At 48.2% G+C, this 22,852-nt stretch carries 16 protein-coding genes; 6 read left to right on the forward strand and 10 right to left on the reverse strand.

The window, feature by feature from the left end:
* Positions 1-252: 252 nt before the first annotated feature.
* The gene (locus tag IQ256_RS05745) at positions 253-843 is read right to left on the reverse strand and encodes an Npun_F5749 family FMN-dependent PPOX-type flavoprotein (protein WP_193854596.1); all 591 of its coding nucleotides are present in this window, start codon (positions 841-843) and stop codon (positions 253-255) included.
* Between the two features lie 217 nt (positions 844-1,060).
* Here IQ256_RS05745 and IQ256_RS29460 point away from each other — a divergent pair, with 217 nt between their 5' ends.
* Positions 1,061-1,675, forward strand: coding sequence for a sodium:calcium antiporter (locus IQ256_RS29460; protein WP_228024609.1), 615 nt, complete (start codon positions 1,061-1,063; stop codon positions 1,673-1,675).
* 50 nt (positions 1,676-1,725) lie between these two features.
* Positions 1,726-2,154, forward strand: a complete 429-nt coding sequence (locus IQ256_RS29465; protein WP_255516186.1) for a sodium:calcium antiporter — start codon at positions 1,726-1,728, stop codon at positions 2,152-2,154.
* Here the strand turns inward: IQ256_RS29465 and IQ256_RS05755 are convergent.
* Together IQ256_RS05755 and IQ256_RS05760 are read right to left on the reverse strand one after the other, a co-directional pair.
* Positions 2,144-3,739, reverse strand: coding sequence for an NAD(P)H-hydrate dehydratase (locus IQ256_RS05755; RefSeq protein WP_193854597.1), 1,596 nt, complete (start codon positions 3,737-3,739; stop codon positions 2,144-2,146). The genes IQ256_RS29465 and IQ256_RS05755 overlap by 11 nt on opposite strands.
* 75 nt (positions 3,740-3,814) lie before the next feature.
* The gene (locus tag IQ256_RS05760; protein ID WP_193854598.1) at positions 3,815-4,195 is read right to left on the reverse strand and encodes a hypothetical protein; all 381 of its coding nucleotides are present in this window, start codon (positions 4,193-4,195) and stop codon (positions 3,815-3,817) included.
* Positions 4,196-4,747: 552 nt separating this feature from the next.
* On the opposite strand from IQ256_RS05760, the gene IQ256_RS05765 reads away from it, so the two are divergent.
* Positions 4,748-7,366, forward strand: coding sequence for a CHAT domain-containing protein (locus IQ256_RS05765; protein WP_193854599.1), 2,619 nt, complete (start codon positions 4,748-4,750; stop codon positions 7,364-7,366).
* Positions 7,367-8,162: 796 nt separating this feature from the next.
* On the opposite strand, the gene IQ256_RS05770 is transcribed toward IQ256_RS05765, so the two are convergent.
* The 6 genes from IQ256_RS05770 to IQ256_RS05795 form a co-directional block, all read right to left on the reverse strand.
* The gene (locus tag IQ256_RS05770) at positions 8,163-9,257 is read right to left on the reverse strand and encodes an acyl-CoA desaturase (protein WP_193854600.1); all 1,095 of its coding nucleotides are present in this window, start codon (positions 9,255-9,257) and stop codon (positions 8,163-8,165) included.
* Between the two features lie 76 nt (positions 9,258-9,333).
* A complete protein-coding gene (locus IQ256_RS05775; RefSeq protein WP_193854601.1) occupies positions 9,334-12,771 on the reverse strand; it encodes a filamentous hemagglutinin N-terminal domain-containing protein in 3,438 nt (1,145 codons plus the stop codon).
* A gap of 193 nt (positions 12,772-12,964) precedes the next feature.
* On the reverse strand, positions 12,965-13,150 hold the full coding sequence (locus IQ256_RS05780) for a hypothetical protein (protein WP_193854602.1): 186 nt from the start codon (positions 13,148-13,150) through the stop codon (positions 12,965-12,967).
* A gap of 2 nt (positions 13,151-13,152) precedes the next feature.
* On the reverse strand, positions 13,153-13,566 hold the full coding sequence (locus tag IQ256_RS05785; protein WP_193854616.1) for a fatty acid desaturase: 414 nt from the start codon (positions 13,564-13,566) through the stop codon (positions 13,153-13,155).
* 64 nt (positions 13,567-13,630) lie between these two features.
* Positions 13,631-14,596, reverse strand: coding sequence for a calcium-binding protein (locus IQ256_RS30205; protein ID WP_193854603.1), 966 nt, complete (start codon positions 14,594-14,596; stop codon positions 13,631-13,633).
* 232 nt (positions 14,597-14,828) lie between these two features.
* Positions 14,829-16,172, reverse strand: coding sequence for an acyltransferase (locus IQ256_RS05795; protein ID WP_193854604.1), 1,344 nt, complete (start codon positions 16,170-16,172; stop codon positions 14,829-14,831).
* 864 nt (positions 16,173-17,036) lie between these two features.
* Between IQ256_RS05795 and IQ256_RS05800 the strand changes: the two genes are divergently transcribed.
* The 3 genes from IQ256_RS05800 to IQ256_RS05810 all read left to right on the forward strand — a co-directional run bounded on the left by IQ256_RS05800 (position 17,037) and on the right by IQ256_RS05810 (position 19,749).
* Positions 17,037-17,831 carry a formylglycine-generating enzyme family protein gene (locus tag IQ256_RS05800; RefSeq protein ID WP_193854605.1) on the forward strand — a complete coding sequence of 265 codons (795 nt, stop codon included), beginning with the start codon at positions 17,037-17,039 and terminating at the stop codon, positions 17,829-17,831.
* Positions 17,832-17,963: 132 nt separating this feature from the next.
* Positions 17,964-18,389 (forward strand): hypothetical protein, encoded by a 426-nt coding sequence (locus IQ256_RS05805; RefSeq protein WP_193854606.1) that lies wholly within the window; start codon positions 17,964-17,966, stop codon positions 18,387-18,389.
* Between the two features lie 640 nt (positions 18,390-19,029).
* Positions 19,030-19,749, forward strand: a complete 720-nt coding sequence (locus tag IQ256_RS05810; RefSeq protein WP_193854607.1) for a hypothetical protein — start codon at positions 19,030-19,032, stop codon at positions 19,747-19,749.
* Between the two features lie 79 nt (positions 19,750-19,828).
* Here the strand turns inward: IQ256_RS05810 and IQ256_RS05815 are convergent.
* The coding region (locus IQ256_RS05815) for a hypothetical protein (protein ID WP_228024610.1) at positions 19,829-22,852 on the reverse strand (3,024 nt) is incomplete at its 5' end.

Below are 22,852 nucleotides of genomic sequence, written 5' to 3' on the forward strand. Positions count from 1 at the left end.
TAATTTATTTATTTAATAGTGCAGGCAAAAAATAGTGCAGATACAAAGATAATGCGGGCAAAAAGCAATCTCAAAGCTTTTGATGAGTTCCCAATCGCTAGCCAAGCAATAGAAGGAAGGAAAAATCACAGTATTGTTCTTGATAGAAAATGAATACGAGGAAGTTATTTTCATAGGTGACGATCTTGTCGAATCTTCTATAGCTTTAGGTCGGCTTCTAATTTTTTAGGGTCTAGGTGAGCGGATGGCGACTCAAGGATTGACAGTCGTGGCAGTCCAGCTTGCTTGAGATCGGTGATAGATGATTCGATTTTGAGGTTCTCCGCGTAAGGAAAGATGATCTACGGCTTCAGGGGTTAGCAGGAGCGCGCAAAACGTGTCTAGCGGGGTCTGCGAGTCTGGTAAGGCGGCGTCGAAGGCGCTGTTATCCTGGTTGCGGGCAGCTTTTGGTTGGGGCCAGGTAAACTGCAGCCGGGCATTGTCTGAGATTTTTTGCCAGAGCTGCTGGCGCGTTTTGACTAGGTCAGTCGCCGATGTGTCTGCCGTGATGAGGGTGAGCTGGCCGCGTAGGCGAAATTGCTCTCTGGTTTTGGTGAAATACCAGCAGGCTTCTGCGTTTGGGTTTTGCTGAATTTGATCTAGCTTTTCGCTGCGGCGATCGCAGATAAACATCAGCTGATTTGACGCTGCTCGAAACCCCCTGAACACGACTGTGCGATTAGCGGGCATACCGCCTGGGCGAACGGTAGCAAGCTGCAAAAAACGGCAAAATGGCTGGGCGCGATTGCGATGCAGGGCTCTAGAAAGCGGCGATCGCCACGGTGCAAGATCAGAACTAGACACGAATTAGAGATATCCTTGATGTTTAAAGATGCCGATGAAAGGTATGCGCTTTGCGGCAGTGATAGTCATTCTAACTAGAGTTTTTGATCGAACTGACTGTCACTTATAGCCAGGTAATTTGATATAAGTGAGGAGGCAACAGCGCTGAACGGGTGGTTCAGAGGCTTTTGAAAACTACGGCTTTTGAAAACTACGGCCTTCGAAAACTACGGCACTTATGAGTACTTTTACGGTTGTTTCTTTAGTCGTGGGCCTAGCTTTGTTAGTGCTGGGCGCAGAGCTTTTGATTCGAGGCGCGTCTAAACTAGCTGCCACGATTGGCATCCCTCCTTTGATTATCGGCCTGACGGTGGTGGCTTTTGGGACGAGTGCGCCAGAACTAGCCGTCAGTTTGAATGCGAGTCTCAGCGGTCAGGCCGATATCTCTTTGGGGAATGTGGTTGGCAGTAATATCTGCAATGTGCTGCTGATTTTGGGCACTTCAGCGGTGATTGCTCCTCTGGTAGTCGCGCAGCAGCTAGTGCGTTTGGACGTGCCGATTATGATCGGCGTGTCGGCGCTAATGATGTTCTTTGGTTTAGACGACCAGCTCAGCCGCTCTGATGGCCTGATTTTGTTTGTAGGCGGAATTGCCTATACTCTCTTTTTGCTGGTGCAAAGCCGGAAAGAGAAGAATCCCGTGATTCAAGATGAGTATGAACAGTTTGGCGCGCGATCGCTTTCTATCAAAGAAACGGGTCTGAGCGCAGTTCTATTTCTCATCGGCATGGCAATGCTGGTCACAGGCTCTCATTGGTTAGTTGAGAGCGCTGTTACGATCGCGACCTTTTAGGGGCTAGTCCACTGATTATTGGGCTAACTATCATTGCGCTAGGGACTTCTCTGCCAGAGTTGGCGACCTCTGTCATGGCGACGCTTAGAGGAGAGCGCGATTTGGCCGTTGGCAATGTCATCGGCAGCAATATTTTCAACATTTTGGTGGTTTTAGGGCTAACCAGCGCGGTATCAGATACGGGCATTTACATCTCTAACTCAGCTCAGAGGTTTGATATTCCGGTCATGCTGGCGGTGGCGATTATGTGTCTGCCAATCTTTTTTACTGACAACCAGGTTTCTCGGCGAGAAGGTATTTTGCTGCTGTGCTATTACGTACTGTATGTCGGCTATCTGGTTGCTAATGCGGCGGACCCGGATTCTATTTGGACAGGATCAATTAACCTGATCGTCGTGCCGCTGACGCTTTTGATGCTGTGCCTGTTGAGCTGGCGCACCTGGCTGACCTTTCGGCGCAAGCGATCGGCTAAGGAATAGTGTTCGGCAAAGCCGACTGCAGACCTAGATTGAGATTACGAGCCAGGTGTAGCGGATCAACGCCTAGAACAGTACGATCTTGACTAGCATAAATTGCCGCCTGCGAGTGCCACCATACCGCGCCTAAAACAGCCTCTAAAGTGTGCGAAGTGAACGTTCGTGAGCTGTTCGTCTTTTCTGCAACTGGCTTTTCGGCGCTAGCTGCTTTGGTCGTACTTGCCAATAAGCCACCCATCAGCCCGGTTAAGACGTCGCCACTGCCGCCTCTGGCTAAGGCTGGCGTGCTGTGTGGATTGAACCAAAGCTGAACGGGCGTGGCGATCGCACTTCTCGGCCCTTTTAGCAAAATCACTGCGCCACTCTCTTTTGCCGCCTGATGAACGACAGCGCCAGGTGTGGCATCGTTTGGCAGGTTAGGAAACAGCCGTTTGAATTCTCCTGCATGCGGCGTTAGCACAGTCGGCATCAATCTAGATTTCAGCTTTTTAATCGGCGCATCTTGAGCCAGTAGATTCAGTCCATCGGCATCTAAGATCAGCGGACAGTTGGCGGATAGTACTGTTTCTAGCAGCGCTGGCACGGTAGGGGTCAGGCCAGGGCCAAAGGCGATCGCGTCATATTTATCAATCTCAAAGCCTGCCGGAAAACCAGCGATCGCCCCCTCATCTGTCTCTGGACAGCCAATTAGCAAAGCGCCCGGTAGCTGCGGCAATAGCGCTAGACGAATAGACTCTGGGACAGCGACTGTCAGCATACCGACGCCGCTAGCCACAGCGCCTAACCCAGACAGTAGCGCCGCGCCAGCATAGGTACGAGATCCGGCAACTAGCAGCAGATGACCAGCGGTATATTTGTGCGCCGTTGCTGAACGATTGAGTGGGAGAGATGCGATCGCTCGCTCAGCCGTCAATCGCTGCACCACAGGCTGATCGCCTAGCACGGCTGATACATCCGTTAGGGGAATGTCAAAATCAATTAGCTCACACTCACCTAAATAGGCCAGTGCCTGCGCCTGCATGAACCCTCTTTTCCACAGACCCAAGCAAGCGGTGCGGTTTGCTTTGATCGCCGTCCCCATGACCTCCCCTGTATCTGTGTGAATCCCGGAGGGCAAGTCAATACTGAAAACTGGACGGCCCTGCTGATTGAGCGCGGCAATATCAGCGGCCAGGTCGCTCTCAATAGGTCGCGTCAGCCCAAAGCCAAACCAGCCGTCAATAATTACATCGCCTGCCAGATCTTGCATCGAATCTACAAAAGCAATGCCTAAACTCTTTGCATAGCGAGCGTGCTGCGCGGTTAGCGGCTTTAGGCTAGAAAATGGCTGATAAACCTGCACTTCATAGCCTTGGAAGTGTAGCTCTCGGGCTACGACTAGAGCATCACCGCCGTTATGACCTGGCCCCGCTAAAACGCCCACCCTCGTTTGCTCTTCTCCTAACCAGTTGATAAAGCGCTGAGTAATCTTGGCTGAGACCTTTTCCATCAACGCCTCTACAGGCATCCCACTATCAAAGATTTGCTGCTCGATCTGCTGCATCTGCTCAGCAGTGACTAGATAGGGTTGAATAGATGAGCGCGTCATAGATGTCTCTAGATTGTAAAAAGAGGATGTTTGAAGAGAGAACAGTTGGCTTTCCCCTTCAAATATTCTCTCCTTCTAACTTTTCTCTTCATTATATTCGGAGATACTCTCATAAACGTTCTTAGGAAAAGTTAGATCCTGGTACACATTACCCGCGTCAGGATCGTCAGGATCAGGGCAAATCTGGAAGTCTTGCTTGGACTGCCACTCTAGGATGCTGTCACGGCTAGGCGGGCTGTACTGTTTGCTGGTGACCTGTTGGTATAGCGATCTCGCCTCTTCCTCACTGAAATCTTTATCCTTTTGCAGCTGCGCTACTAGCTCTTCTTCATCAGCGAAATATTGAGCCACCATTGCTAGGGTAAGCCGTCCATAGTGTCCAATGTCAGTTCCATCATCTAGCGCATCTAGGATATGTGCCATCGTATTGTTCTTACGCAGATCTTGTATAGCCATTTTGTCATTGATAATAAATATGTACTATTTATTTGTATCTTTAGTCTGCTGATGCGAGACTCTACCAAAGGTGATGACTTTCAAAGGCGATGATAGCTCTCAGCTTTGAAAACTGCATCTCAGCCAAGTAACGACAGCTCAAGTAACGACAGCTATAGATACGAGAGAAAATGCGATCGCTTTACGAAGCGCTATGAAATTCTTTCCTGTGGACTCTTATCCTTGCAATTTCGTAATGTTGTTGCAGCGGAGCTAATGAGATAATAGAATCGGGCACCTGCATCTACACTAAAACGCGCACTAAGAAACGCGCACTAAGACAATCCACTAATGCATCAGCGGATTGCTATACGTAATTCACCTCTCTAGCGATATCTCTACTGCTGAGATATTGAGAAATACATGATTAGGAAATATATGCGTCGGTGCAGTCTCTTCTGTAGAAAATCGCAGCGCCTTATATTCTGCTTGCTGGCGATCGCGACTTGCCTATGTATATGCCTGGTACCTCGGTTCGCAGCCTACTCCGCCATTTCATCTGATTCTGCTTTGGTGAGTCAATCACCCTACCCATCTGAAGCGCCCTATCTATCTAAAGTGCCCTACCCATCTGAAGAGTTAGAGCAGCAGGGCAGATCACTGTATGAAACGGGACGGTTTACAGAGGCTGTCGCTGTGCTGCAAAGGGCGGTGACGTCTTATCAACAGCAGGGCGATACCTCAGGTCAGGCGATCGCGCTGAGTAATTTGGCATTAACCTATCGCCAGATAGGAGAGTGGTCACAGGCAAATGATGCTATCCAAACCAGCCTAATGCTACTGACTGATGTGTCTGCTCAAGCGAGCGATCGCAGCTCTGGGCTCGCTCAGGTGCTAGACATTCAAGGAGATCTACAGTTCGCGCAGGGACGGGCTGAGCAGGCGCTGACTAGGTGGCAACAGGCGGCTGAATACTACGGAGCAATAGACGGAGCGCCAGACAACGCAATAGGCAATGCGCCGGATGCCTCTAATCGTCTAACTCAAAATAGAATTAACCAGAGTCGGGCTTTACAAACGCTGGGCTTCTACCAAAAATCTCTAACCCTCCTTGACCAATTAGCACAGTCCCTAGCCACACAACCAGCTTCGCTGAATAAAGCTACGGCGTTGCGTAAGCTGGGTGAAGGGCTGCGAGTCGTTGGCAGATTGGAAGAAGCTCAAGTGCAGCTAGGAGATAGTTTGGCGATCGCACAACAGCTATTAACTGACTCAAAGATCGCTGAGGAGGCTGCTGAGTCAATGGCGCTGACCCAGGTTAGCTTAGGTAACACCGCTCGCGCTGAGCAGGAGAATGAAACTGCGCTCGGCTGGTATCAACAGGCGGCTGATACGTCCAGCTCATCGAAAACGCAGCTACAGGCTAATCTCAACCAGATGAGTCTGCTAGTTGAAATGGAACGGTTCTTACAGGCTCAGCAGCTTGTTCCTACCATTCAGGCGCAGATAGAAGCGTTGCCTCTCAGCCGAACAGCCGTTTACGCTCGAATTAATCTAGCTGAGAGTTTGAGCAAAACCAACGCCGATGCTGAACCGTTAAGCTCAGCGACGCTGCTATCTACAGCCGTCAAACAAAGTCAGCAGCTCGGCGACCAGCGGACTCAATCATACGCGCTAGGCTTACTCGGCAGGCTGTATGAGAATACTCGTCAATGGTCATCTGCAAAAGAGCTAACTCAGCAGGCTCTACAGCTTTCAACCGCCGCCAATGCGACCGATGTGACCTATTTGTGGCAGTGGCAGCTTGGCCGCATTCTAAAAACGCAATTTGAGCAGGGCAATGCACCAGCAGAAAAGTTAGAACAAAACAGAACAGAAGCAATCAATCTCTATAGGCAAGCCATCGAAACACTACAGTCTCTGCGACTAGACATCGCCTCTATCAACCCAGATCAGCAATTCTCTTTCCGAAAAAATGTCGAACCTGCCTATCGAGAGCATATTGAGCTACTGCTTCATCCAGTCGTGGACAAACCTAGCCAGGCAGACTTGACTGCTGCCAGAGACGCACTAGAGTCTCTGCAAACGGTAGAACTACAAAACTTCTTCCGGGAAGCTTGCCTCGACGTCCCAATTGCTATTGACCAAGTTGTAGAAGAAACAACAGCACTCGCTGAAAGCTCAACCAACGCACTAGCAGCCGTCGTTTACCCAATTATTTTATCGGACAGTCTTGAAATTGTACTGAAGCTGCCTGATCAGAGTGAACTGCTCCACTACTCGACGCAGATAGCCCAGGACAAGGTAGAAAGCACGCTGCTAGAGCTACGCCACCAAATCACGCAGCCCGACAGTCTTGAATCAGTTCAGTCGCTCTCGCAACGGGCTTATGACTGGCTGATTCGCCCAGCAGAACAAGTCCTACAAGCGGAAGAAATTAGTACGTTGGTTTTTGTGCTAGATGGCTTTCTTAAGAACATTCCTATGGCGGCACTCTACGATGGCAGCCACTATCTAGTCGAAACCTATGGTGTGGCGCTGACCCCAGGGCTAGAGCTATTTAATCCTCAGCCGATAGAGCGTCAGGGCTTACGATTATTGTTCGCGGGGCTGAGTGATTCAGTTGAGGGATTCAGCTCGCTCGAAGCCGTAGAGGTAGAAAAAGAGGGCATCGTTGAAGAAGTGAGTCAAACAACGGTACTGCTAAACCAGACATTCACCGCACAGGCTCTAGAAACTGAAATTGAGCAAACGCCTTTTGATATTGTGCATTTAGCTACGCACGGCGAGTTTAGCTCTGATCGAAACAAGACTTTTATTCGCAGTAGCGATCGCCGAATGACGATGGACGAACTAGACAGAATCTTACAAACCCGGCAGGCGCGCCCCGATCCAATCGAGCTACTGGCGCTAAGCGCCTGTGAAACGGCAGAAGGCGATGAACAAGCAGCCCTAGGATTAGCCGGTGTCGCGGTTCGAGCAGGGGCGCGAAGTACCCTCGCGTCTCTGTGGAGTACTGATGACCGCTCTAATGCGTTTCTGATGATCGAGTTTTATCGTCAGCTCATGCAAAATCCTTCTTTCTCCAAATCTCAAGCGCTACGGCAAGCTCAGCTCAAGCTGGTCACGCATCCCAACTATGGCCATCCCTCCTACTGGGCTCCTTATGTGCTGTTGGGTAATTGGCTTTAGATATCTCGCTGTTGGAGAGCATGTGACGAACGGTAGTACAGCGGCTTCGTTTAAGTGAGCTGCTTGGATTGCACAAGCTGTCGGCACAGATATACTGAAATTATGCAGTCTCTGATAAAAATATTAAAAGTCGCCTCGCATAGCAATTAGCATCCGAAACCTTACAGACAAAGCGCGTAATTTTGACTACTCAGATCTGAGAAGCCTCCGTAGACAGTCATTTGTACTCGTCTACTTTCGTTTGTTGATTATCGAATTAAGGCTAATAATGAATATTAGACAATTCAAGCTTCCACGTCAGCTCCCTTCTGCTGCTGTGCTGCTCGTTTGTGCGGTATCGATCACAGTGTACGGCTGCTCCGTACCAAATTCAAATTCATCGTCAGCGAGTACAGATAGCCATGACAGCGGCAGCGTTAGCACTTGGAACAACGCCAGAGGCCAGGCTGTAAAATTGCCAGCTACGGGCAGCGTCTGGGAGTCTGATCCATATACGAACGCGAGAGGTCAAGCGGTTCTAACACAAGAAAGAAACATTCTGCCTGTGAACATCTCTGATGGGCGAACTAACTCAAGAGGTCAGACTGTTCGGACTCAGTAAACGTCTAACTTCAGTAATGACTATTTGATAAATGGTCATTAACAGAAAGCCTCTATGGCGCTAGTCACTTGGCTAAAGTGCAGCTCATAGAGGCTTTGTTGTATAAATTGAAAAATGGCAGCGATGCTTTGAACTGACGGGTTTCTAACACTCAACCGTTCCGAATGTAATCTCGATCTGACTGTAAGGTTATCTCTAGAAACGTGGACGGAAAGGGCAGTAGTACTTACGCAGGCTATTGATCTCTCGCATAACCTGCATACCCACGATGGTTTGCGGTCTATAGCACCAAGATCTGACCAGATTTGTTCTATAGCTTTCCGCACTTTGCTTACTACAACACGGAAGGCTACAGCCCTTGTCATACAGCGCAAAATGCCATAGCAAAGTGCGAATGCATCCGCGCTTTGCTATATTAGGCAGCGTTTCAGGATGCTGAATATCCCAAGTTAGTCCCACCTTGTGCAACAGACAAATCAGCCACCATCCGGGATCTGCCTGAGCAGGATGGATACCTAATTTTGCCGATTCGGGAAACGCATGGTGGTTATTGTGCCAACATTCGCCCATCGTAATCAGTCCACACCAAGGAACGTTGTAGCCCTGCACACCTGCACCAGCAACATCCCAAGTGCGATCGCCCCAGCGATGGGCCACATAGCCCATCAGCCAATGTCCGGTTGTACAAACGCTCACACGCATACAAATACCCCAAAACACGCCGCCCCAACCGAACATAAAGTAGAACAAAACTGCCCAGGGGATCTGTTGTAAAAAGCGAGTTCTTTCTAGCAGGTGATAAATTCTGTCGTTGGCAATCCTGGGTTCATATCGAATAGTAGGGGGATGCTCTAGACGAATATCACAGTTTAACAGCCAGAACCAGTCTTTAAACAAAGGTTGACGGCTCGCAAAATAATCGTGGCAATGGGGCTGTCGCTGCGACCAATCACGCAGCTCATGCATATAAATAATAGAAAAGGGTCCAGCTAGTCCAACCAAACAACCGAAGTAAACCAGACCATACTCTAGCCACTTCGGGCAATTAAAGCTGTTATGAATGAGACGTCGATGCATGCCAACCGAATGGCCTGCACACAGTGTGAATACGCTTGTCACAGCAAAAAGAGCAAACATTTGCCAACTAAAGGTTAGCCATCCACCGACTATAGCGCCGATATACATGCTAAGAATCCAAGCAGACTTACTAGGCTTCCAAATAACCCGGCCTCGACAAGGATTTGCATCTTCTGCTGCATAGACTCTGGTCATATTATGAGCAGTATTCATAGGCGATTGACCTCTATTGTTGAATCGATAATCTAGCAATCTTGCACTAAGTTGGTTGCACCCAGTATCGTTACCATTATCGTTCTATAGACCTTGATTGAGAAGACCTTGATTGAGACCTTAAGTTCCCACCATCACAAGCCACAGACGGCTGCGTTACGTCGGTCGGCACTACCGTAACCAGGGTCACCTCGCCTTTTTCATCTTTTGTCCAGCCCTGCGCTTCTACTATCGGCACAATTTCAGAAGGTATCCATTCGGCATGAGCGGATCCAATCGACATCTGGTCAGATTCTCCGTCCGCAGAGGGTACTTCAATTGGCTCGCCTAAAACAGCCCAACCCACTAAAGATTCATCACCCACTAGCACATCGGTAGGACTCGATGGCAATCCACCTCTGCCAGTGACGATAAATTCGCCGCCTTGATCATCTTCGCTACCAGAACACGCCTGAGTAATCTGGTTCGACGCATTGAGAAAAGCAACTGGCAGCTCGGTTAATCCGCTTTCAAGATCGGTCTCTGGCGTGGTAATGTCGACTGCTCCCTGTACCCCTCGATTGGAACTGACTGTAATATCGCTAGTCAAAGGATTATCTTGAGGCTGAACGGCAATGCCGAATACACCTTGACTGTCGATTTCAACCACACCGCCGTTGCCGCTAAAGGCATTTGCACGAATGTCGCTGTTCTCACCTAGGACAGCAGCAACAATATCTGCATCGATGTTGATGTTACCGCCGTTGCCACCTGCATCGTCGGTTCCTGCTGTGGTCGAGATGAGACTGCCGCTACGCAGCAGTAGCAGCCTGGCATCTCGTAGAATGATATTGCCACCGTTGACTACTGCCGTCTCAGCGGTCAACCGTCCGTTATCTAAGCGGACCGCCTCTGCTACGAGGTCTATATTGCCAGCAATTTGACTGCCCTGGCCGTCTACCTCGATTCGAGCTTGGTCTGTCACCTGTAGCGTTTCAGTAGCAAGCTGTATTGTTCCACTAGCACCTGTAGAGGATCGATTCGTATTGGCAAACAGACCGCTAAAGAGGTCGCCTCGATTTACAGCTGCTAACGAGGTTGAACCAGAGAGCGTAACGCTATCAGTAATGTCTAAATTAATATTGCCTGCAGATCCACTTCTGCTAGCGCTAGAAACAACCTGACCCCCGTTTGTGGCTTCAAAGGTATTGGCTTCGATAGTGATTTCTCCGCCCGAGAAAGGGCTTAAAGTACTTGCAGAGATTGTCCCACCACTGTCTAGCTGAACTGAATCGGCAATGATTTCGACATCCCCTCCTCTTCCCTGTGCGCCTATCCCGGTAATAGCAAAAATAGCGCTTTTGAAGACACCTCTATCTGCTTCCCTAAAGCCTTCTATAGAACCGTAACTGTTGCTGTTGTAGATACTTCTGTCTACTTCCCTAAAGCCTTCTATAGAGACATAATCGCGGGCTGTTATAGCGACATTACCGGCATCACCTTGACCGAAGGTGATTGATTGTAACTGTCCGCTATCAATCAAATCTAGCGAACCCGTCGTGATAGTGATATCACCAGCGTCTCTTCGCTCTCCTGTATCCGTAGAAGGACTTCTGTTGTTGCTGATAATGTTGCTGTTATCTACAGTCATGCGCTCTTGTATATCAATCGTGACGTCACCAGCGTTGCCCTGTCCACTGGTGGCTGTAACGAACAAAGCGCCGTTAGTCAGTAATAGCGAACCTATCCTGGCATAAATATTGCCGCTGTTGCCTGTTGCAACGCTATCGACGTTACTGAAGAGGCTACTATTGTCAAAAATAGCTTGGTCACTAGCGTCGATAGTGATACTACCTGCATTTCCTTCGCTAAAAGTACTCGAATTTAGCTCCGATCTCATTAACGATAGTACGGGCGCTGTGATTTCGATGTCGCCGCCGTTGCCTATAGCGATTGCATCTGCTCCGATACCGCCGACCGTACTCAAAATACTGCTGTCTTCCAAAATAGCTTGGTCTGAAACATCAATTATGACGCTACCTGCATCTCCTTCGCTAAAAGTACTCGAATCTAGTAACGATCTCACAACAGATAAAACGGGCGCTGTAATCTCGATGTCGCCGCCGTTGCCTGCAGCTATTGTATTTACTCCAGCGGTGCTGAATGTCCTTAGAATACTGTTGTTTTCCACAGTGACCTGCTCTGAGGCATTGATTATTATGCTGCCTGCATCTCCTTGCCCAAAAGTGGTTGACTGTAATGCAGACTCTCTAGTTATCAGCAGCGTAGGCGTTGTAATGGTGATGTTGCCGCCACTGCCAACAGCGACCGTACTTCTATCAGCGCCGCCAATGTTACTGAAAATCAGGCTTCTATCTATCGTGACGCGATCGCGTGCATCGATCTTCACCTTTCCTGTACTTCCTTCTCCTAAAAGCGTTGATTGCACAACGCTTCTACCAGCTACAGTCCCGGATATAGAAACTTCGTCCGCTGTGATTAGAACATCTCCGCCATTGCCGTTACTACCCCGAACGACATTGTCAATAACAGAACTCACTACTTGAATGCTACTAGCGTCTAGCGTGATATCTCCAGCACTACCTTCTACAAAGCTAGATCCACCCACCGTTCCGGCTGAAACCCCACTACCGTTTGTAATTTCTAGCAAGTCAGCAGTGATAGATATGCTACCCCCGCTAATGATTGAGTCCGATGCGCTCAGGCGCGAGCCGTTAGTTATAAGCACATTTGAACGAGCGACACCAGTTGGAAACTCTAAGCTGCCGTCCGCACTGAGCATAATGGTACCAGACTCGCTCAGCCCACCTAGCTCTATATGTCCTCCTAATGCGCTCAGCCCGCCGTTGTCCAGACTGACGTCGCCTCCGAGTAGCGTTATACCTTCGCCATCTGCCACCCGCAACCCACCACGAGGAGCACCGTCTATGACAGTTGGTGGTAACGATTGAGAATGATTGACAATAGCTGCAGGGCTCATTTGGTTGAACAGAAACGCAGAAGGCTGAACTGTGAGTAACCCAGAGTCTACGGAGTTGCCAACGGCTGCGAACTGCCCCTGTTCACCGAACTGAATAGAATCAGCAGTTGTCGCTGTAAAAGAACCGTCAATATCTAACCGGGCACCCTCACCAAAGACAATTCCCTCAGGGTTAATCAAGAACAGGTTGGCCTCTCCTAGCACCCCTAGCACGCCTAAGACTTGTGAACTAACGCCACCTGTCACTCTGCCCAAAATGTTCTCGACGCCTGGGTCAGTGAAGTAAACGCCACGCCCTGAATCGACGTGGAATACTTCGAAGCTGTGAAACAGATTGTCACCACGCCTAGCGCCACCATCAATTCGATCGACTAGATTTTCAGGATCGAAAGGGACCACCACAGAACCTTCACTTCCTAGCGTTTCATCGGCAACAGGACGCAATTGAGCAATAGACTGTTGCGGATAGCTCAGCAGCATTCCGGCGGCGACAGTCGCCTGTATTAACGCAGCTTGCCATCTGATATAGCACATAAAAATTGTCTTTTGATAGAAGATCAGCAGCCACAGCGATGCACTCAGCCAACCTAAACAAAGAAACGCATGTAGTCAATAATACGGGCGCAAATTGTTAGATTTTATACTTTTATTTCGAGTTGCATATTCCTTGTTTCAAAAGAAAAACCGCTGACCAACTGTTCTTTTCGAGAGCGTCTGCTATTTCAGACTAACAATGGTGTGGCGGCCCATGATCGTGATAGTTCGCATGAGCAGTCCCATCAAGCTGACTCACGCACCAGTTAGTTGATAGCTGTGCTTGTTCAACCGGACCGAGGTTTTGTGCGATCGCACAAAAGGCATCTAGTAAATTGTCTCTGACGCCTCTACCAATCTCACTAAGAAGATATTGCATTACTAGAGTCCATTTTTCGTTTTTATGTGCCTAAGAGCACACAGCTGCAAACCCGAAATATAGGGAGTTGCTAAAGTCGTCATTCGTCTCTTGTCAGGCGGAAGCTTGATATTTCTAGCAAAACCGGGAAAAGCTAGCGCTTGAATCATCATCCATATCAAGTCGATTTCCCACCGCTTCAAACCATGGCGAGCGGAATACTGGAAAGTATGGTGATTGTTGTGCCATCCCTCGCCAAAAGTCAATAGCGCGACCCACCAGCAATTGAGAGAAGTCTCTCCAGATTCATAGCTCCTATAGCCAGATTTATGCGTTGCACTATTGACCAGCCAGGCGCAGTGAAACACAACAACCAAACGAACAAAGACACCCCATATCACAAAGGGTATGCCTCCAAGGAGATTTAGATAGACGATGTTGCCTAGATAGAAGCCGAAGAGAAGATCCTGCTCGCTTGCAAATGTTCTCCTCGCTCAAAAGCTATGCAATCACGATAAAGCTGTTGTTACTAATCGCTAGTCCGGCGGAAAGGCTCGCAATTTGAGACTGCTCAGCACCGCCCACACCGTCACTGTCGTAAAACAAGGCTCCACTATCAGCGCTGTACACGAATCGCTGCTCGGCGCTGCTAGCTCCTAAGCCGGTCGTAAACTGCTCTGCTGATAGTGGCATTCCTGGTATTAGCTCCTTCATAAAGTCTGCGGCTGAGAGCAGAAAAATATCCTCTGTTGCCGTAAAGTCGGTAATTGTATCGCCGCCTGCCGTGCTAAGTAGAAAAGCATCTGAGCCGCCGCCGCCAGTCAGTATATCGAGGCCCATACCGCCGCTGAGCAGATCCTCTCCCGCGCCGCCAATGAGGGTATCGTTACCGCCATCACCTCGCAAAATGTCATTTCCTGCTCCGCCGAAGATCAAATCATTATCTTCGCCACCGTTCAAAGCATCACTGCCTGCCCCGCCAAACATTGAATCGTTGCCTGTACCGCCTTCTAGCAGATCATCACCGCCGTTTCCAAACATCGCATCGGTGCCCGCGTTGCCCGAGAGAACATCGGTATCTTCGCCGCCAAATAGCCCATCACCACCATCGCCGCCGTCTATAACATTGACGCCGTTGCCACCGAAGATAGCATCACGACCTGCACCGCCGGATATACCATCTAAGCTGTTACCGCCGAATATGGCATCATTACCACCGTCGCCAGAGAGCGTATTTAGCCCATCGCCACCGAAGATAGCATCACTATCGTCCCCACCGCTGATGGTATCTTCACCTAGTCCGCCTAGTAGAACATCTCGGCCTGCATCGCCGCTAAGTGCATCGTTTCCACCTTCTCCAACGATAAAATTACTACCCGCATCTCCAGCAATAGCATCGTTGTTGTCAGTACCGATTAAAAACTCGCTGGCGAGCGTGCTGATGAGGCTATCGAGTATAGATTCCAAAGCAATTGTCCTCTTCTGTCTGTAATTCTTGTTGTTTGACGTATCCTATGATCTAGCTGCTAAATCTATGAGCCCCGGTTAAAGGGAAAATCTAAAGCAACAATCTGCTATTGTCTCAGTGCCAAAAAGCTAAAATTATGCAGACGGCTGCAGTTTTGTGGATAAATCGAACAGCTAAGCAGCCATGCGTTTGGCTATCTCAATAGAGTCAAAGCAGGTGTAGATGATTTGCTTAATATAGCCAGGCTAAATTCTCAATCTGTGAAGGATGGGTCTCTTTAGGGTCGCGATATTGGTGTAGTCTCTTCAGCATATTGGGCTGCTTGAGCTTTTGCACCAACTTGGCAGGTAAATGTGCAGAACAGATAAGTCCCTGGTTAGAAAACCCCTCTACAATTGTGCATATCCAGGGTACTGGCAAGTCATCAACTGACGTGAAATACAGGGGGTTAGCTTCTAAAAAGCTGATGTCATAAACGCCAAACTTTGACCAGTTAGTCATCAGAATAGATCTTCTCATCGGGTCAACGCCTCTACTCACAAATCGCTGAATTTTCCTGACGCCGCCGTTGTCTTCAACATATCGATGGGTAGACATAACGCTTAGATGTTCTGTTTCAAAGTTTTCAATCCCTTTTCTGATAGCCTGAGCTACTACAAATGGGCAAGCATCTTGAGGCAGGACTATATCAACAGTGTCAATGAGATTGCCTAGTAAGCCCTGCGACAGTCCTGTTCTATTTCTGTAGTTGAGTGCGATCGCAAGACATCGATCTTCTTTGTAATTGTCTAAGTCAGTGATTAAGCCAAATAGATGAGCACATAAAACATCGTTTCTAGAGAGCGCTTGCCTGGCTTGTCGGGAAAAAACTCGCTTCATATTTTCTATTTCATTATCAGAGAAATAGATTTTAATAGATGTTTTCTGTCGGCCAGTGGTTATCATATAGCAAGTTAGTCTGAGCCACTCCTCTAGTTTGAGGTATCTAACGCTAGACGATGCCTTTTCTTTTCTTGTAATCCGCCTTTGAAAATACGAATGTCTATCTTTTGCTACCAGCGGCGGGGCATATTTCTCCCCGTTCACAGTAGCTGACCAAGCTTTCATAAAACGCATAAAGGTATGCATATCTCCAAGAGAATGATGCCAACAGATGCCCAGTGCTGTTCCCTCACAGTCAAACTGAGTGAATCGAATAGTGAGAACTGGACTTTGACCAGCTAGCACATCCTTGGCTATAAGTGGATCGACTAGCTTTTTCAGATTAGTCTGTGATAAGTCTTCGAGAGCCTGCACGAGTGAGCCGTTTTCAAAACAGAAAGAAAATTGAACGCCCTCATTATTACAATCTATCAGCAGATCATTATTTACTCTCTTTAATCTGCCTGAAAATATTGGAAAATCAATCAAAACCTTCTCAAGGGCTACTATCAATAGTTTATAGGACAATTTTTCTCTATAGAAGAAAGCCACAGAGATGGAGAACCGTTCTACAAAACGATCGGTGATAGAACAGGTGATAACTTGTGGTGTTTGCTGACTAGCTCGAACGAGCAAAGGGGTTGATACCAGCATGGTTTTATCAAAAGAATTAGTACTTTAAAGCGTTGAAGAACTGTTCTTCTTATTACTGTTCTCCTTGTTTGGGGGCTTTGCATCAATGATTTTGTAGATACTGCCTTTTCCGCGCTTTTGTCAACGAGCGCTGCCGTTTGTTCGCACGTTCTGCTTTCATGCCAGTACGATAGGTCTTCAGTGTCATCGCCTTTTCTCTACAAAACTCTCAAGGAAGCTCTCAGAAATTGCGCTCCAAAATTATGCATTTCACTCTAGGCATTTCTCGCGCAGAACCTTTTTTACTCATAGAACCGAAGGCGTCGTAGAACAAACAGGCCAAGCGACAAACGATATAGACAGGGCAGTTTGACAGAGTCATAGGTGCCACTACTTAATCACTATCAATTTTCATGGAATCCATACTTTTTTTGAGCCACTGCATAATTTTGGGCTCGCGGAGCTGAGAGCTTATTGAGTTGTAGCTAAGTGTTGTCTTCAGGTAATAAACTATATGAACAGATTAATTTCTCTCCAGAGCTTGATGGCTTTTATCTGTATAAGTAGTTCTCTAATGATGGTAGGCAAAGAACCTGTAGCGACCGATCAACTTACGATAGGACGTAGCTATAGCCACGATCATACACAGCAGCCAGCGCGCGCTTTCTGGTCGAGCACACCAACTAACCAGCTAGAGGCACAGATTTACTTTTATATGCAGCCTACAGCTCAAAAGATAAATCACATAGATGGACTGATTCACTAGCTGCTCTGTTATATAGTCTGTACATATAGCCTGTACCAGATACATTCTCTAGGAGAAGGCTACGCTTCTCAAGAAATAGCCGAGAGATGGAATAAGACTAGCCAAATCGTATATATCATATGTCTGGAGCATACTACACCGAAGTGCTAGAAAACTTAGGTGGGAATATTCCGTTACGCATGCAGCTGATTCCTGCTGGCACCTTCGCTTTTGGTGCGACAGAGAATGAACTCGAACAAGAATATGACCGAACGCAGGCGGAGGTGAGCGTGCCCGCTTTCTTCTTGGGTCGCTACCCAATAACCCAAGCGCAATGGCAAACAGTGGCGACTTGGCAACCAATTGTGCGATCGCTAAACCCAAATCCTTCTTACTTTAGGGGTGATGACCTGCCTGTAGAGCGGGTGTCTTGGTATGAGGCTGTAGAATTTTGCGATCGCCTTGCTGTCCGCACCGGTCGCTCATACCGTCTCCCTAGCGAATTTGAATGGGAATACGCCTGCCGCGCCGGAACAACGACGCCTTTCCACTTTGGGGAGAAAATTACAACAGAAATAGCTAACTACAAGGGAGCGTACAACGGCGTTACCGACTATCAAAATTGCTATGAAGGAGACTATCGCCAAACAACCACCCCAGTCAATCACTTTGAATTAGCAAATGCTTTTGGCCTGTTCGATATGCACGGCAATGTGTGGGAATGGTGCCAGAATCACGGCGACTATAGTCGAACAACTACGAACAGTAGGGCTTGGCTCACAGATGAGACAAAGACAAAGCGCGTACTGCGTGGCGGTTCCTGGGCGACCTATCCAAGGAGGTGCTGCTCCGCGTGTCGTCTTATCTGTTTCTCTAGCGCACGAGACTTTCGCAACGGTTTTCGGGTGAGCTGTTCGGTTTATACAAAGGTGTAGTAAACAAGTTAGCCATAAGTCAGCTTTTCATAGCCCTTAACGTAGCCATCCGCCTTGTCTAATAGAGATATAGAGCAACGCACAAGCGTTCTACAGCTCTTAGAACAAACACGACAACAACTTGGTATCACTATGAAACGCTTCATCCTTTCCGCTTTCTCTGTACTGGTCGCAACAGGTGCCATTGCCCCTACCGCCCAAGCCCTACCTCAAGTCAGTTCCGACTTTGATCTGCAAACGTTGCGTCTCAGCGAATTTGACACTCGCAATAAGTCTGAGGTCAAGTCTACTTCTAAACTTCAGATGCTGCGCCTTCATGAGCTTGACATTCGCAATAAGTCTGGAGACGGCCAGCAGCCCTACTATCCCTACAAGCCACATATGCAGAAGCCCGCACAAACCAACGCTTGGCCTCTCTCAATCGACACCAGCATTGAACCGGGAAACCCCATCGATGTAGATCTAACTACGGTAGAAGATGTCGAAGGCGCGATCGCTACTGATTTTCACAGCCTTTCCCTTGCAGAGCAGCGCCATCAGTTTCTCGATCGCAGCTAGCAATAGGACAGACTAATCATCTGCGTACCCTTCGGTTATCTAAACAGTTTTGAAGAGTACGCAGATCTTATTAAGCGATAGCTCTAGAACCCCTTCTACATAGACGAACATTTCATAGGAACACATTCAACCTCCTTCTCTTCAATTTTTCTTCTTTCGATCTTCTTCTCTTCCGCTTTCTTCTCTAAACTTTTTCTATCGCGGTACGCAAATAAAAGAGATTAGTCTTAGCAGTGTGACACTAGTACTAGCTATCAATCCTAGCTGTATCAGCAGAAAAACTGCATAACTCTAGTCTTTGATAGCTGAGTACTTGATAGAAAACTATAGCGTTTTTCACTTGGCTGAGGTACAGCTTCCCGGCTGACAGCTTTTTAGAATAGCAGGCCAAGCGACTAGCATTCCTCTTAGGCTCCAGCCTTCTCTGTAAGCATGCATCCGAGAAACGCTATATAGGCACGCGCTTATCTTTTCTGGCGTGCTACAGAAATAAATAGTTTGCATTTTCAGCAACTATTGGAGTCCGTCCAGCAGCTTTTTGGAAGTAATCCTTTCAAAAAGCACCAGTAAAAACACATCTCCTGAGATTATGATAAATCTGAAACGACAACGATTAATTTGTTCTGTTACAGTGTTCTCTGTGTTGACAGCGGTTATGACCTCTACTAGCTATATGAACCCGCTGCAGGCTGTAGAGCCAAACCTATCTGAGCTAGAACCAACTATAGCTGAACTAGAGCCAAACCTATCTGAGCTAGAGTCGACTACAGATATCTCAGAAACAAGTGAAAATGGCATCAAGATTGTTGATCAGGCTATCTATTTACGTAACGATCCGGTGCTTCAGTTCGTATATCTTCCTAACCAGTTTGTTATTGAATCATTCGCAACTAATCTAGAGAATGACGAGTTCGCCCCGGCAGACTATATCAATATCTGGACTAAAGAAGACTACGTAATACTGAAAAATGCAGGTGATGAGATAGGTGATTTTCTGCCTCGCCTGAAGATAACCATAAAAAATAATCCTGAAAGGCTGTCTTTAGAAGATTGGGTGCTTGCCCAACCTAAAGAAGTTTTACCAGTCGATAGAACTAGCATAGAAAGAAGATCTATCGGGGGCGAAGAAGGTCTTTCCTTTGTTTCTACAGATAGGCTCTTACCCTATCAGAACACCATCGTAAAAGATGCTACCGGAGACAAGGTAATCATGATCAGCTATGGTACCTTTCGCGGAGAGGCGGCTGCCTCTAGTAATGCTCTCTACCTTTTCGCGTTCGAACAGTTAGAAGGAACGCTTGAGTTAGCAGACGCTCTTACCACTTCAAATACTGAATTGGCTGACCCGCTTCCGCAATAAAACACTTTCTTCAATGACTAGCAATCGACGGGTACATTCGTCGATTGCTACACTCACTGAAAGATAGAACTCTACAGCGCTATTTGTCTGATAATGAATCGAACGCGGTGTGAGCAATAGGCGCTGCTGTTGTCATAATTCGTGTGCGGCTTTGAGACTTCCAATGCTGATATCGTAGGAACGGCAAAGAAGAGACTCGCTTGGCCAAAGCCCAGAAAAATGTATAGCCTGCAATCAGACGCTCAAAGGCATTAAATCGCGACTCTCGTAACTGTTCAAGTGCAACTTGTGCCTCAGAGCTTTTGGCTGCGCTGGCTACGCAGTCACCTGGTAAGGCAGTCGATAAATCGCTAGTAAGAACGATGGCGTTCTGAAAGCCTAAATGGGCGATCGCAGGATTATGTCCGAGGGCAATGACTTCTGCGCCTGAGCGAAGATGGCGAACACCACTTGCTTGTTTTCCGGTCATCACTACCGCGTTCTCGTCCTTTTTTTGCGTTGGGTGTCGCCGCCCGTCGGGTACGCCTAGAAAGACTAGCGTGCCTCTAGTGACGCGATGTCCAAAGTGGTACAGCATGTGGTCTTTAGGATCGCTACTGTGTACGTTTAGCGAAGCTATCCCATAGCTCAGTGAGAAAAGTTTGCTGACGTATGACTGCAGCAAGTGATGAACCCAAGGAACATCGCCAATAACCAGCGTACGGCTACCCGTACGAGCAGTTAGCGGTCTGCCTTGGAGATAGCGCAGGCCAACTGCCCACAGCCAAGGGCCAAAAATATAAACGAGGATATCGGCTAAAGTGGCTAGGGGCAATAGCCATAGAAACACAGCCGGGAGATGGGCGATCGCAACCACCGCGCGTAGAAGCGTCTGCACCAACGGCGTGCCTAGCCCTACGGTGACGAGAACGTAAGCGGCATGAATAGACCAGACTATCGGCGTTTCTGTAATGTGGGCAGCCCACTGACGGCCACTGCGAAGAATGGTCTGATACTCTATAGATTTGATTGGCTTGCCGTCGGATGTGCTGCCAGTAAGAGAGGGCACTCGGCTTTTGAGCAGATCGGTTTTAATCTCTTCTAGATAGAGCAGGTGGTCTTTTGAAAGAGACATATTAAAAGGATCTGGGCGATCTGGAAAATGCGATCGCAGCCGGTGTCCTAGGGTTAGCAATAGCTCTGTTAGCGTAGCGTGAGCAGCCGCGATCACCACTGTAGTTGGTTCTGCCATTCTGCGTCCGCTGCCGTTGACAAAAATACGGCGAGTAAACGTTGATTCTTTGTAGTAGTACTGCGAGATGGCGCTTCCCATCAGGCTACAGAGCTCCCCAGTCATGATGAACAATTCGCCTATCTGTCGCTGCTGGCGTAGCGCTTCAAATGCGTGTGTGGCTTGCAAGGTTGGAAAGGTCTGCCCCGACTGGCTAATGGCTAATACAATTGAGTGCTTGGCTAGGTGCAGTTTGCTAGGGTCGTCGCGCAGCGATCGCAGAACTCGATTAGAAGAACAGGCTTCAACCCGTAGATCTGGAAATAGCACAAGCAGATCTTGAGCAAACTGTTCGCCTATCCACAGGCTGCTTTCAACCCCTGTGATTAACAAATCTAGAGCGCGTTCGTCAGTGGCGGTATCAAATTCTACATAACCAAATCTTTCATAATCAAATCTTGCAGGATCAAACTTTGCGTTGATAGTCGCTTGCTTTTGCTCCCATACTTTGACTCTGTCGATTAACAGATCAGCTAAATAGTCTGCGCTTTGACAGTTGAAAGAAGAAGGATCTCGCCAAGCTGCGTTCACTTCTGCTAATACTCGCGGAATGTCTTGAATGTCATACTCAACGGGGTCTTTCGCCTTAAAGGCAGGAGGCAGTATGTATGGGTTTTCCTGAAACGGAATCCATCTTTGTTCTAGCTCAGCGCTCAGTAATTCGCGGTCTTTGCTAATAGAATAGACTGTGATATTATCAGCCCCTACCCAAGCTATCTCGCCTAGCTTCTGATCTAGATCCAGCCGATAAGATCGAGGAATATGAGATAAGACAGCATCCACAGCCGCAGGCTCTGAGGCATACACCATATACTCATCTTGAACGCTAAACCCTGTTGTGATTGGCTGTCTCCATGAACTGAGAACTAAACTATCTTCGCTGAGCGTAGAAAGCGCTGCTAGACCAAACGTGCCTGTCGCTCTAGACATAAAAAGCTTAGTTGCCTGATAAAGATTGTTGTGAAAGAAGGCATAAACGGCATATTTGACAAAGGCAGATTGCTGCGATCGCGTCCATTCTCTAACCTTGCTATCTTTGCTCAACGCTTGCAACAACGCCTGCTCAAAGCCAGCTAACCGCTGCCTAGAGACTTCTAGAATAGAATTTGCATAGGGAAGCAATAGGGTATCTCTATACTTCTCAAAGACTGACTGGGCAATGGCTTCCCATATCTGGATTTGGCTAGCGGATGGCGCGGTGTTAGGCGCAGATTTGGCGGGTTGTTTTCCACCAAACGCCTCCGCAATAGAAGAAGCAACACCCATCTGGTAAGCCAATCGCAGCGAGGCATTCCATAGCCCCTGAGTGACCAGCAGGTCCATCATGCCAGCAATTTTAGGAGAATCTCCTAATGTTGCATTTGGCGTGTCCAAGACGCGCTCTAGCCACAGGCCCAATGGCGCGTTCTCGATCGGACGATCAAACGGCATCCAGGACTCAAAATCGCCGTTATGAGTAATCCGGTGGTTTACCCATTTGCGATCGCACACCCACCTACCCTGCTCAGCTCGCCACACATTCGCCTCCCTAGCAGGCGTCCACTCGTGCCAGTGCGTCTCGGCAATAGCGGGTGGACTGCTGGTGGCATAGCGGTAGTGCCACGCGCCCACTGTCACCTTTTCAGAGGGGTTAGCTCCCTTAGCAACTGCTTTGCGCCGAGTTAGAGAAAAGGCTGATTCTAGCGATTGAGTAAGATTTTGTCGCTTGCGGTTGATGACTTTCTGGCCGACAAAGACGGCTCGGCCTTGGCTGTCGCGAGCAAACGTAACGCCGCCACCCGCCTGCGCTCCTCTGATTTCAGTTTCTTGGCCCATGGCCCTAAAGATCCCTAC

The sequence above is a fragment of the cf. Phormidesmis sp. LEGE 11477 genome (assembly GCF_015207105.1).
Classification (GTDB): Bacteria; Cyanobacteriota; Cyanobacteriia; order Phormidesmidales; family Phormidesmidaceae; genus Phormidesmis.